Genomic DNA, 12153 nt, shown 5'->3' with positions numbered 1-12153 from the left:
CTCCTCACCCCGACGGGGACAACCGGGCCACGAAGCTGTAGCGATCCCCCCGGTACAGCGAACGGACCCGCTCGAAGGGCACCCCGTCGGTGTCACGCGACACCCGGTGCAACAGCAGCATCGGCAGCTTGGGGTTGTTGCCGATCAGCAGGGCCTCGCGCGGCGTCGCCAGCACGGTCTCGATGCGCTCCTCCGCCTCGCCGAACACCACCCCCAGGCGCTGCTGGAGACAGGCGTACAGCGACTCGGCCGGATCGAACACCCTCTCCAGGTCCGGGAAGCGCCGCTCGGGCAGGTAGGTCGACTCCAGGCCCACCCGCTCGTCGTCGGCGAGCAGGACCCGTTCGATGTGCAGGACCGGTTCCCCTGGCCTCAGGGCGAGGTCCGCGGCCAGCCCGTCATCGCAGGCAAGACGCTCCATCGTGACGAGCGTGCGGCCGGGACGCACCCCCTGGCTGCGCATCCCCTCGGTGTAACTGGCCAGGGCCAGCGGATGGGACAGCTTGGGCGGGGCGACGCGGGTCCCGCTCCCCCGGCGGCGGCGCAGCACCCCGTCGAGGACGAGGTCGTCCACCGCCTGGCGCAGCGTCATCCGCGAAACCCCGAAGCGTTCGGCCAGCTCCCGCTCGGGCGGCAGGGCGGCGTCCTCGGCGAGCTCCTCGACCAGTTCCAGCAGCCGGGCCTTGGCCTCGTAGTAACGGGGGATGCGCCCGTGCTCGGGGATGCCGGCGCGTACCGGACGGCCGGCCCGGTGCGGGGGGATCTGCGGTTGTACGGCCACGTTCGGCAAGGATAGCGAGCGCCCCGCCCCGCGCGAGCGGGACGGGGCGGGGCGGCGACGGTCTAACCGCGGCCCAACGCGCTCCTGATCCGGCCGGCCGCGTTCTCGAACTCCGTGCTGAAGGGATGCTCCTGGACCATGTAGGTCCAGGTGATCGAGGGACGCTTGACGCCGGCCTGCGCCACATCGATGCGCCCGTCGACCACCGGGGCCTCGTTGAACGTCTCGGCCGCGCGGGCGCGGGCGTCGTCGAGGAAGCCCTTGAAGGCCGGCGCCGCCTCGGCGTTGAACTCGTCCAGCGGATTGCGCCGCCCCAGGAAGCGCAGGTGGATCCCCTCGCGCAGGTCGGCGAGGAACGCCAGGTGGTCCACCCACCCCTGGTCCAGGTGGTACAGGGTGATCAGCCGCGCGGCGCGGGCGACCTCCTCGGCGCCGACCTCCTCGACCAGCTCGGCGTGGCGTTCGGGACAGTCCACGGCGAGCTGGCGGTCGCCCTGGTCGGCGTGGAGCACCTCGGAGCGGTGTTCCAGCACGACCCCGCGTTGCAGGTCGATGAGCTTGTTGTAGCGCCAGGTGTTGCGGTGCAGCTCCATGAGCCGGCCCTCGGCGACGCGCTGGGCGTGGTTGACCACGTCCCGCCAGGACGGATCGGTGATCTCCCCCTCGGCCGTCACGTCGTACCCGCGGGTCTCGGGGGCGTTGGCGGCGACCAGTTCGTCCTCGACGCTGACGAAGAACCGGGAGCTTCCCGGGTCGCCCTGGCGGCCGGCGCGTCCCCGCAGCTGGTCGTCCAGCCGGCTGCTGGGGTAGCGGCCGTAGCCCATGACGTAGAGGCCGCCCGTCTCGACCACGCGGTCGCGGTCGGAGGTGTCGCTGCCGCCCAGGCGGATGTCGGTGCCGCGGCCGGCCATCTGGGTGGAGACCGTGATGGCGCCGTAGGCTCCGGCCTCGGCGATGACCGGGGCCTCCTCGGCGTCGTTCTTGGCGTTGAGCACGGAGCAGGTCAGCCCCTCGGCGGCGAGCCGCCGCGCGATCCGCTCCGACTCGGCCACGTCCTGGGTACCGATCAGGATGGGCCGGCCGGTCGCGTGGACCTCGGCGACCTCGGCGACGAGCGCGTCCTCCTTCTCCTCCTGCGTCGCGTAGAGACGGTCGGGTTCGTCCACCCGCACGCAGGGTTTGTTCGGTTCGATGACCGCGACCTCGAGCTCGTAGAACTCGCGGAGCTGCTCGGCGACGGCCATGGCGGTGCCGGTCATGCCGCAGCGGACCGGGTAGCGCAGCAGCAGCGCCTGCACCGTGATGGAGTCGAGGACCTCGCCGGAGTCGCTGGCCGCCACCCCCTCCTTGGCCTCGACCGCCGCCTGGAGGCCGTCAGGCCACCGTTGCAGCAGGGCGATGCGGCCCCGCGACTCGTTGATGAGCTTGACCTCGCCGTCGCGCACCACGTAGTGGACGTCGCGCTGGAACAGCGCGTGGGCGTGCAGGGCGAGGTTGACCCGCGGCAGGATGGAGGTGTCGTCGGCGGAGTACAGGTCCACACCGCCGAGCGCCTCCTCGACGGCCTCGATGCCGGTGTCGGTCAGGTGGACGTTGCGCCCCTCGTCGTCGACCTCGTAGTGGCGCCCCGGCCGCAGTCCCCGGACCAGCTCGGCCATCGCCACGTCGGACTCGACCGCCTCGGCGGCGCCGGCCAGGACCAGCGGCACGCGCGCCTCGTCCACCAGCACCGAGTCGGCCTCGTCGATGAGGGCGACCCCCGGATCGGGGACCACCAGGTCGGCGGGGTCGGTGGCGAGGCGGTCGCGGAGCACGTCGAAGCCCAGCTCGCTGACCGAGGCGTAGGTGACCTCGGCCGCGTAGGCCGCGCGGCGTTCCTTGGCGTCGGCCTCCTGCCCGATCCAGCCGACGGTGACGCCGAGGAGGTCGTAGAGGGGCCGCATCCATTCGGCGTCGCGGCGGGCGAGGTAGTCGTTGACGCTGATGACGTGGACCCGGCGCCCGCGCAGCGCGAACCCGGCCGCGGCCAGCGCGCCGGCGAGGGTCTTGCCCTCGCCCGTGGCCATCTGGGCGATGCGTCCGTCCAGCAGCGCCATGACACCGACGAGCTGGACGTCGAAGGGGCGCTCGCCGAGCGCGCGGCGGGCCGCCTCGCGTCCCACGGCGCACAGTTCGACGAGATCGTCACGTTCGTAGGGCAGCTCGGCGTCACCGAGCTCGGCGGCCTTGGCGGTCAGCTCCGTATCGCTGAGGCCGCCCAGTTCCGCCTCACGGTCCTCGATCGGCTTGAGCAGTTTCACATAGGGCCGCAGATCCACCGAACCGGGTCTACCGAGCACCCGCCGGACACTCTCGGCCATTCGTCCGAACACCACAGCAGGGTAACGCGACGGCGGGGCGCGTGGTTCCCCGCACCCGCCGCTTGAAGTGGCGGACGCCACACGGGCCCGCCGCGTCCATGGGTGCGGCGGGCCGGGGTTCAGCCGGCGACGGCCCCCGCCAGGGCGGCCGGCGCGGCGGCGGAGTCGAGGAACCACGTCTCCAGGTCGGCGGGGTCGTCGAAGGCGTTGGCGTAGCGGTCGGCGATGTCCTGACGGGTTCCGGCGGCCTGCAACAGCCCCAGGATGCGGGGTGTGGGGCGCAGCATCGCCTCGGTCCAGGCCGTGACGTGACGGACGTGGGCCCGGTATTCGGCGAACGTCGCGTTCATGAACGCCTCGTCGAAGGGGCGGTCGCCGTGCGCGACGATCGCCCGCCGGTAGATCTCGGCGCAGCGGGCCGCGGAGTTGGCCCCCTGGGAGGTGATCGGGGCGTTGGCGACGACGACGTCGGCCATGCCGAACACGAGGGTGCCGCCGATGCGGCCGACCGGCCGGCGCGCGATCGGGGTGTGGGCGCCCGAGAGGACCCCCCGCGCATCGGTGGGTTCGGCGTCTTGGAAGCGCTCGCCCTCCCAGGGGAAGAAGCGCTCGATGAGCTCCCGGGTGTGTTCCAGGTGCTCGTCGGGGTCGCCGACCCCTTCGAACACGTCCAGCGGGCCTCCCGGCACGCCGGCGAGGAACAGGATGTCGCAGGGGCCGCTGAGCGTGTAGGAGGGAACGACGAAGAACTCGCCGACCCCCGGGGCGATGGCGCAGTGCAGCGCGGTGGTCTCCGGCCGCCCGGGGCGCGGCCCCGCACCGTGCACGTAGGCGAGGGCGAGGGAGCGGCTGGGACCGGGGTGCGCGACACGGGCGGGGTCGGGATCGAACACCTGGGCGATCTCCCCGCGTCCCGCGGCGACCACGACGAGGTCGTACATGCGGGCGAAGCCCTCCAGGTCCGAGACCGTCACGCCGTGGATGACGACGCGACCGCCGCGCTCCTCGAACTCCTCCAGCCACTCGGCCATCTTCACGCGCTGGTCCACCGATTGGGCGTCGCCGTGGAGCCGGCCGAGCCAGTCGGCGGTCCGCTCCCCGCCGGCTCCGGTGAGGGAGACGCCGACCCCTTCGATGCGGGGCGCCTCGTCGGCCCACAGGTCCAGGCCGAGGGCGCGCTCAAGGCCGAGCGCCGTGGCGAACAGGCACTGGGTGGAGGTGACCCGGCCGGCCCGGATCTCCTCGGAGGTACGCGCGGAAACGACGGTGACGTCGTAGCCGTCCTCAAGCAGGCCCAGGGCGAGCTGCAACCCCGACTGGCCGGCACCGACGATCAAGATCCTTCGCATGGGGACGCCCGTCTTTCACATTTCAAAAAATGAAACCAGCGAAATGCACCATATGGCCACAAAAAAGACAGGCGCGGGCGGGGTCTGTTTCACCCCCGTTCACATCCGGCTCACACCCCGGTGTGCAGCTCCCGCAAATAGCGCACCGCGCGTTCGGGGTGCAGAAACCACCCGAGGAAGTCGGTGGGATCGTCGAAGCCGTTGGCGAAACGCTCGGCGAGCTCGGGACTGTGCTCCCCCGCCCGCAACAGCTCCAGCACGTGCTGGGGACGGTCCAGCATCGCGTTGGTCCAGGCGATGACGTGGCGGGCGTAGGTCCAGTACCCGTTGAACGCCGCGCGCATGAACGCCTCGTCGAAAGGGCGGTCGCCGTGCGCGACGATCGCCCGCCGGTAAATCTCGGCGCACTTGACCGCCGAGTTGGCCCCCTGGGAGGTGATCGGATCGGTGGCGACGACGACGTCGGCCATGCCGAGCACCACACCCCCCGAGGGCAGCATGCCCACCGGGTGCCGCACGACCGGCAGGTAGGTTCCGGCCAGGGCCGCCCCCGCGTCGACGGGCTCGGCGTCGCGGCACCGCTCGTACTCCCAGGGGGCGTGGCGCCGGATCAGTTCGAGAAAGGCCGCCAGCACCCCGCGGGGGCCGCGCCCCGCATCCTGGAACAGGTCCATCGGTCCACCGGGCGGGATGTCCGCGAACAGGGTCGTGCACGGGCCGTCGAGCGACAGCGACGGTGCGACGACCAGCTCGCCCGCTCCCGCCAGCATGTTCCGGCGCACCACACCGGCGTCCTCGTCGTCGCGGGGCCGCACGCCGTGCACATAGGCGACGGCGACCCTGCGCCACCGCTCCCTTCCCGGCGAGCGCTCCGCGTCGCGGTCGAACAGGTCGACGAGTTCGCCCTTGCCCGCGGCGATGACGACGAGGTCGTACATGCCGGCGAACCACTCCAGGTCCGAGACCGTCGCCCCGTGGATGACCACGCGACCGCCCCGCTCCTCGAACTCCTCCAGCCAGCCCGCCATCTTCAGCCGCTGGTCCACCGATCCGGCGGGCCCGCGCAGCCGTCCGCTCCAGTCGGCCTCGACCTCGCCGTCCTCGCCGGCCAGGGTCACACCGACACGCTCGATCGGCGGCGTCTGCTCCGCCCACAGGTCCAGGCCCTGGCGGCGTTCCCGTTCCAGCGCCGAGGAGAAGAGCACCTGGGTGGAGGTGACCCGGCCGGCCCGGATCTCCTCGGGCGTGCGCATCGACATCAAGGTGACGTCGTAGCCGTCGGAGAGCAGTCCCATGGCCAGGTACAGGCCGGACTGGCCGCTGCCGACGATCAGGATCCTTCGCATGGGGCCGGTCTAGCCCTGGTGCACGAGCTGGCCGCGCTGGCGGGCCTCCATCGCCATGGCGTGCTTGACCAGCTTGATCAGTACGCTGAGCACCGAGTCGCGCTCGCGGGCGTCGCACCACACGACCGGCACGTCGGGTCCCAGGGCGAGCGCGTCGCGCAGTTCGTCGGCGGTGTAGACGTGCTCCTCGGCGAAGGCGTTGACCGCGATGAGGAAGGGCAGCCGGTACTGCTTCTCGAAGTAGTCGATGGCCTGGAAGGACTCCTCCAGGCGGCGGGTGTCGACGAGGATGACCGCTCCGAGGGAGCCCTTCACCATGTCGTCCCACATGAACCAGAAACGCTGCTGGCCGGGGGTGCCGAAGAGGTAGAGCGTCAGGTCGGTGTCGAGCGAGATGCGGCCGAAGTCCATGGCGACGGTCGTGCTCGTCTTGTCCGGCGTCTTGGACAGGTCGTCGATGCCGGCGCTCGCTGCCGTGACCGCGGCCTCCGTGCGCACCGGCGGAATCTCCGAGACCGTGCCCACGAACGTCGTCTTGCCGACGCCGAAACCGCCGGCAACGATGATCTTGGTGGAGAGCTTCGGGGAGTCGTTCACTGGTCTGTGTCCTCGCGACGCGGGCTCAAGGGTCTGGCGATGAAGATCAACTTCGCCCACCTTCCAGTGAACCTAGCATTCCGTTGGACGTGGCGTGGTCGACCCCATACGCAGCGCCCTCACCCCGCCCCTCCCCGCTCCTTCCCGTTCGCCGCCCGCCTCCGCGCCCTGACCTGCGGCGTCGAGGCCCCTTCCCGGCGCGGAGAAGGCGGAGCGGCTCCGGTGAAAGTGGCGTCCCGGTTGGCGGCGAACACCGCTGTTCTCACCGTTTCCTCACCCTTCTCCTCCCGCGCGCCGGGCCACGACGGCGCCCACCACGACCCCGACCAGCGCGATCACCGCGCCGACCAGGGCGCCTTCGACGAACCCCGCTCCCCCGGCCGGCACGGGCGCCCCGCCCGCGCCTGAGGGCACCCGCGGCCCGGCGGGAGCCGATGCGGTGTGCGCCACATCATCGGGGCCCGCCGCCGGCACGGGTGCGCCCTCCGGCGCGGTGCGGCCGGCGAGCTCGCCGTCGATCGCGGCGAAGAACTCCCCGGCCATCCTCTTGGCGACACCGGCCAGGACGCGCTGGCCGACCCCGCCGACCATGCCGCCGACCACCGCGTCGGCGTCGTAGGCGACCTCGGTCCGGCCGTCCCCCAGGTCGGCCAGGCGCACCGCGACCTCGGCCCGGACCGTCCCGGGTCCGCCCGCGCCGGCGGCCCGCAGCGTCAGCGCGGCCGGCCGCCGCAGGTCGGCCAGCTCCACCTCCCCCTGGAAGGTCCCCCGGATCGAGGCGACCCCCGCGGTGATCGTGCCGCGGTAGCGATCGGGACCGGTGGCCTCCAATTGCTCGCAGCCGGGGATGGCGCGGGCCAGCACCCGCGGGTCCAGCAGGGTGTCCCACACCTCCTCGACGGGCGCGTTCAGCGTGGCGTTGCCGGTGACCTTCATACGTCCGGTTCTCCTGTCTCGTTGGCGCGCCGTCCTCGGGCGCGCTCGGCGCGGCGCAGCGGCGGGATCTCGCCGGCCGCGAACCGCCGGCGCAGCCCAAACAGGTCCGACGGCGAGATCGGCATCGAGCGGACGGGGAACCCCTCGGCGTCCTCGATCGCCGAGGCGATGACCGCCGCCCCGGGGATCACCCCCGCCTCTCCCGCCCCCTTGACCCCGAGCGGGTTGAGCGGGCTGGGGGTCTCCAGGTGGGCGATCCGGATCGGCGGGATCTCACTGGCGTAGGGGACGAGGAAGTCCATGAACGAGGCGTTGAGGAGCTGCCCGTCGGCGTCGTAGGCCATGCGCTCGTACAGGGCCCCGGCCACGCCCTGGGCCACCCCGCCGTGGATCTGCCCCTCGACGATGAGCGGGTTGACGAGCCGGCCGCAGTCGTGGACCACGCAGTAGCGCAGGATCGTGATCTCGGCGGTCTCGGGGTCGGTCTCCACGACCACCGCGTGCGCGCCGTTGGCGAAGGTGGAGCGCAACGGCGAATGGAAGTCGGTGCCCTCCAGCCCGGGCGCGTCCCCCTCGGGCACCGGCGGGGCCGCGTGGTCGGCCGGCCGGGCGAACTGGGTCGCCGCCCGGGACGCCTCGTCGAAGGCGTAGCGCAGCGGGTTGGACAGCACCGCCACCGTCCCCAGGTCCATGCCCGCCCCGGGGACGCCGCGCACGTGGACCCGTCCCCCGGCGATCTCCAGGTCGCCGGGGTCGGCCTCCAGCGCGTCGGCGGCCACGCGCAGCGCCTTCTCCCGGACCTTCCGGGCGGCCAGGGCCACGGCGCTGCCGCTCATGACCGCCCCGCGCGAGGCGAAGGTCCCCACCGAGTAGGGCATACGCCGGGTGTCGCCGGTCGTCACCTCGACGTCGGACATCGCAACCCCCAGCTCGTCGGCGACGATCTGGGCCAGGATCGTGTGGTGGCCCTGCCCCTGGCTGGTCAGCCCGGTCGCGACGCGCACCCTGCCGTCGGTCCCGACCTGGACGTGCCCGCCCTCATAGGGGCCGGGGCCGGTGCCCTCGACGTAGCAGGCCAGGCCGATGCCGATCCGCCGCCCCTCGGCACGCGCCCGCTCCCGTTCGGCGGCGAACCCCTCCCAGCCGATCAGCTCCTTGACCATGCGCAGGGTCCGCGGATAGTCACCGGAGTCGTAGACCAGGGGGCGGCCGTCCTGGAACAGCAGGCCCTGGTCATAGGGCATCTCGTCGGGCCGGATGAGGTTGACCTCGCGCACCTCGGCCCGGTCCCTGCCCAGCCGGTCGGCGATGGCGTCCATCGTGCGCTCCATCGCGAAGACGCCCTGGGGCCGGCCGGCGCCCCGGTAGGGGGTGACGATGACGGTGGTGGTGTAGAGGCTGCGAAACTCCACCCGGTAGGCGCCGGGCTTGTAGGGGCCGAGCAGCTGGGTGGACGTCACGATGGGGACGATGACGCCGTAGGGCAGGTAGGCGCCGTTGTCGTGCAGGATCTCCACGTCCAGGCCGAGCAGGCGCCCCTCGTCGTCGAAGCCGGCGCGCACCGTGTGCCGCTGTCCGCGCTCGTGGGCCGCTGCGATGAAGTGCTCGCGGCGGTCCTCGGTCCACTTCACACCGTGGCCCAGCCGGCGGGCGGCCCACGGCACCATCACCTCCTCGGGCCAGGGGTGCATGATCTTGACGCCGAAACCGCCGCCCACGTCGGGCACCACGACCTCGACCCGGCCCACGTCGAGGCCGAGCTTGGCGGCGACGGCGGCGCGCACCCCCGAGGCGGTCTGGGTCGAGCTGTACAGGCGCAGCGAACCGCCGGCCTCGTCCCAACGCGCGTAGACGCCGCGCCCCTCCATCGGGGTGCACGCCGATCGCTCGATGTCGAGGTCCAGCTCCAGGCGGTGGGGGGCCGCGGCGATCGCCGCCCGCGCGTCACCGACCTCCTGCACCAGGTGGGCGGCCACGTTGTCGGACATGCCGGCGTGCACCACGTGTTCGGCGGCGACGGCCGCCTCGATGCCGACGACCGGGGCGAGGACCTCGTAGTCGACGGCGATGCGCTCGGCCGCGTCCTCGGCCAGGTAGCGGTCGCGGGCCACGACCATCGCCACGGGCGCGCCGACGTGGTGGACATACCCGGCGGCCAGGGCGTGGGGGGTGCGGCCGTCGACGATGCAGGGGTGGGGCAGGAGCAGCGGCAGCGGTTCGGCCATGGGGCCGGTCAGGTCCTCGTGGGTGTAGACCGCGATGAGCCCGTCGACGTCGAGCGCGTCGGTGACGTCGACGTCGCGGACGCGCGCGTGGGCATGCGGGCTGCGCACGAACACCGCGGCGTAGGCGTCGGCGCCCAGGTCGTCGAGGTAGGCTCCGCGCCCGGTGAGGAGCCGTTCGTCCTCGGTGCGCTGGACGGGCGCGCCGAACATCCTCGCGCTCATGGGCGTTGCCTCCTGACCGGTCCGCGCGGCGCCGGGTCTCCCGCCTGCGGGTCCCGCCCCGCCGCGCGGCGCAGTTCCGCGGCCCGCAGGACCGCTCGGACGATGTTGACGTACCCCGTGCAGCGGCACAGGTTGCCCCCGATCGCCTCGCGGGCCTGCTCCTCGGTCGGTTCGGGGTTCTCCTCCAGGAACGCCGCCACGACGGTGAGGAAGCCCGGCGTGCAGAAACCGCACTGGAGGCCGTGGCACTCGCGGAAGGCCCGCTGGACGGGGTGCGGTGTCCCGTCGGCGGCGGCCAGTCCCTCGACGGTGGTGACCTCGTGGCCGTCGGCGCCGACGGCGAACATCAGGCATGAGCGCACCGGCCGCCCGTCGAGCAGCACGGTGCAGGCGCCGCACACCCCGTGTTCGCAGCCGACGTGCGTGCCGGTCAGTCCGAGGTCGTGGCGCAGGCAGTCCGACAGCAGTCGGCGGGCCGGGACGGTGGCCGCGCGGGGCACGCCGTTGACACGCAGCCGGATCTCGTGGGTCTCCTCGTTCATGTCGCGCGCTCCGGGTCGGGCCGGGAGGCGCCCAGCGCCCCGACCGCCGCCTCCGCCGCCTCGCGCAGCGCGCGGGCGGTGAGGACCTCGGCCAGGTGGGCGCGGTACTCGGCGGTGGCGTGGATGTCGTCCTCGGGGTCGAGCCGGCCGCGGGCGAGCCGGCCGGCCGCCGCGAAGTCGGCGGTGTCGGGGGGACGTCCGGCCACGGCCTCGATGAGGTCGAGTACGTGGGGGACCGGCGCCATCGACAGGTAGGCCGCGCGCGCGGCGGCCACGCGCAGGTCGTCGTCGAGTGTCACGAGCGCGGCCACCCCGCACACCGCGTAGTCGCCGCGTCTGCGGGCGATCTCGACGAACGCGGTCCCGGTGCCAGGGGCGGGCCGGGGGAAACGCGCGCAGACGGCCAGCTCGTCGGCGCGCAGGCAGCTCTCCAAGGGGCCGACGTACAGGTCCGCGGCGGCCACCGTGCGCCGGCCCGACGCCGAGACGAGGTCGAGACTGCCTCCGAGCAGCGCGAGCACGGCCGGCATCTCGGCGCTCGGGTCGGCGTGGACGAGACTGCCGACGGTGGTGCCGCGGTTGCGGATGACGGGATGGGCGACCAGGCGCAGTCCCTGACGCAGCAGCGGGATCGCCTCCGCGGCGGAGCGGTCGGCCTCCACACGGGCGTGCCGGGCCAGCGCCCCCACGCGCACGCCGCCGTCGTCGACGTCCACCCGGTCGAGCTCCGCGAGGCGGTTGATGTCGATGAGGTGGGCGGGGGCGGCCAGCCGCATGTTGAGCAGAGGGATGAGGCTCTGTCCCCCGGCGAGGATCTTGCCGTGCGGTCCGGTCTCGCCCAGCACGGTCAGCGCGTCGGCCAGCGTGGTCGGGGCGTGGTAGTGGAACGGTGGTGGTTTCACGGGTGTCCTTCCGGCTCGACACGTTGCGCGGGGCCGGCGCCGCCTCCGGTCGCGCCGGAGACCGCGGCCGACGTCAGGTGTCCTCCCCTCCCCCTTCCTTCCCCCCTCCCGGTCCGGGGCCGCGCGGGTGACGGCCGCGCCGCCGACGGCCCCGCTCCCCCGCCGTCTGTGGGAGGCGAGCCGGCCGGGGGCCGAGGTGGGCGCGACCGGTCCTCCCCCGGCCGGGGCCACCCCGACGGGGACGCGGTGGCCCTCCTCGGAGCGGGCCGGCCGGCGGCCTGACGGTTGAGGATGTCGGTCAGGAGCTGGTCGATCACGTCGTCGAAGGCCGCGTCATCCCCCAGGCGCGGGACCGGCAGCCGCGGCTCGGCTGCGGCGCGCAGCATCGCGGGCGGAAGCCCCTCCACGTAGCGCCCCGGCTTGATCGCGCTGGCCGCGAGGTCGCGTTCGGCCAGGTCGCGCACGAGGCGCGGCATCCCCTGGAGGGGGTCGCGCGGCGGGTATCCGGTGCTGAGCGGGGGCTCGTGCGGCTTGACCCGCGGCAGGGTGTCGGGAACCTCCATGACGTCCAGCAACTGGATGACACGGTCCGGCCCGGCCGCCCCGGCGAGGACCCGCGCCCCCGACAGGTTCGACAGGCCGAGCGCCCCGGCGACGGACAGGCCACGCGCCGACGCGCCACGGCGTGTCCCCCGCCCATGACCGTCGCTCGGCGGAACACCTGCACGAGTCGCCGGATCATCGGCAACGTTTCCCATGGGGTGACGATAGTCGTTCACCCACGGTTATCTCGCGGATGAGACCGGTGACGGCCGGGAGGGTGTCACGCCCACGGCGGGGAGGCGGGACGGCCCGCGCGGGGTTTCGGCCATACCTGAGGCGCGGCCTTTAGC

Annotated in this window: 10 protein-coding genes; all 10 read right to left on the bottom strand. The window is 73.2% G+C overall.

The genetic code is table 11. From position 1 onward, the window contains the following. Window positions 1–4 precede the first annotated feature (4 nt). The 10 genes from B5D66_RS03095 to B5D66_RS03050 all read right to left on the bottom strand — a co-directional run bounded on the left by B5D66_RS03095 (window position 5) and on the right by B5D66_RS03050 (window position 12018). Window positions 5–781 (bottom strand): GntR family transcriptional regulator, encoded by a 777-nt coding sequence (locus B5D66_RS03095; RefSeq protein ID WP_078760069.1) that lies wholly within the window; start codon window positions 779–781, stop codon window positions 5–7. A gap of 62 nt (window positions 782–843) precedes the next feature. Next, the gene (gene secA2, locus B5D66_RS03090; protein WP_078760506.1) at window positions 844–3141 is read right to left on the bottom strand and encodes an accessory Sec system translocase SecA2; all 2298 of its coding nucleotides are present in this window, start codon (window positions 3139–3141) and stop codon (window positions 844–846) included. A 119-nt stretch (window positions 3142–3260) separates the two neighbouring features. Continuing rightward, complete coding sequence (locus tag B5D66_RS03085; RefSeq protein WP_078760068.1) at window positions 3261–4490, bottom strand: styrene monooxygenase/indole monooxygenase family protein; 1230 nt, start codon at window positions 4488–4490, stop codon at window positions 3261–3263. Between the two features lie 110 nt (window positions 4491–4600). Continuing rightward, the gene (locus B5D66_RS03080; protein ID WP_078760067.1) at window positions 4601–5836 is read right to left on the bottom strand and encodes a styrene monooxygenase/indole monooxygenase family protein; all 1236 of its coding nucleotides are present in this window, start codon (window positions 5834–5836) and stop codon (window positions 4601–4603) included. A 9-nt stretch (window positions 5837–5845) separates the two neighbouring features. Next, complete coding sequence (locus B5D66_RS03075; protein ID WP_078760066.1) at window positions 5846–6433, bottom strand: GTP-binding protein; 588 nt, start codon at window positions 6431–6433, stop codon at window positions 5846–5848. 273 nt (window positions 6434–6706) lie between these two features. After that, window positions 6707–7369, bottom strand: a complete 663-nt coding sequence (locus tag B5D66_RS03070) for an SRPBCC family protein (RefSeq protein ID WP_078760065.1) — start codon at window positions 7367–7369, stop codon at window positions 6707–6709. Further along, a complete protein-coding gene (cutA, locus tag B5D66_RS03065; protein ID WP_078760064.1) occupies window positions 7366–9816 on the bottom strand; it encodes an aerobic carbon-monoxide dehydrogenase large subunit in 2451 nt (816 codons plus the stop codon). The genes B5D66_RS03070 and cutA overlap by 4 nt, the downstream gene beginning before the upstream one ends. Then, window positions 9813–10358 carry a (2Fe-2S)-binding protein gene (locus tag B5D66_RS03060; protein WP_078760063.1) on the bottom strand — a complete coding sequence of 182 codons (546 nt, stop codon included), beginning with the start codon at window positions 10356–10358 and terminating at the stop codon, window positions 9813–9815. Before B5D66_RS03060 ends, cutA begins: the two co-directional genes overlap by 4 nt. Next, window positions 10355–11260, bottom strand: coding sequence for an FAD binding domain-containing protein (locus B5D66_RS03055; RefSeq protein WP_078760062.1), 906 nt, complete (start codon window positions 11258–11260; stop codon window positions 10355–10357). The genes B5D66_RS03060 and B5D66_RS03055 overlap by 4 nt, the downstream gene beginning before the upstream one ends. Further along, window positions 11257–12018 (bottom strand): PucR family transcriptional regulator ligand-binding domain-containing protein, encoded by a 762-nt coding sequence (locus tag B5D66_RS03050; RefSeq protein WP_078760061.1) that lies wholly within the window; start codon window positions 12016–12018, stop codon window positions 11257–11259. Before B5D66_RS03050 ends, B5D66_RS03055 begins: the two co-directional genes overlap by 4 nt. Window positions 12019–12153 lie beyond the last annotated feature (135 nt).

The sequence above is a fragment of the Marinactinospora thermotolerans DSM 45154 genome, assembly GCF_900167435.1.
Lineage (GTDB): Bacteria > Actinomycetota > Actinomycetes > Streptosporangiales > Streptosporangiaceae > Marinactinospora > Marinactinospora thermotolerans.
Note: the sequence above shows the minus strand (reverse complement) of the source record. Positions and strands in the feature narration are given on the sequence as shown.

Bases quoted from the DNA above. Each gene is read 5' to 3' on its own strand.
- secA2 (WP_078760506.1), bottom strand. From the start codon at position 3,141: ATGGCCGAGAGTGTCCGGCGGGTGCTCGGTAGACCCGGTTCGGTGGAT.
- B5D66_RS03085 (WP_078760068.1), bottom strand. From the start codon at position 4,490: ATGCGAAGGATCTTGATCGTCGGTGCCGGCCAGTCGGGGTTGCAGCTC.
- B5D66_RS03080 (WP_078760067.1), bottom strand. From the start codon at position 5,836: ATGCGAAGGATCCTGATCGTCGGCAGCGGCCAGTCCGGCCTGTACCTG.
- B5D66_RS03070 (WP_078760065.1), bottom strand. From the start codon at position 7,369: ATGAAGGTCACCGGCAACGCCACGCTGAACGCGCCCGTCGAGGAGGTG.
- cutA (WP_078760064.1), bottom strand. From the start codon at position 9,816: ATGAGCGCGAGGATGTTCGGCGCGCCCGTCCAGCGCACCGAGGACGAA.
- B5D66_RS03060 (WP_078760063.1), bottom strand. From the start codon at position 10,358: ATGAACGAGGAGACCCACGAGATCCGGCTGCGTGTCAACGGCGTGCCC.
- B5D66_RS03050 (WP_078760061.1), bottom strand. From the start codon at position 12,018: ATGGGAAACGTTGCCGATGATCCGGCGACTCGTGCAGGTGTTCCGCCG.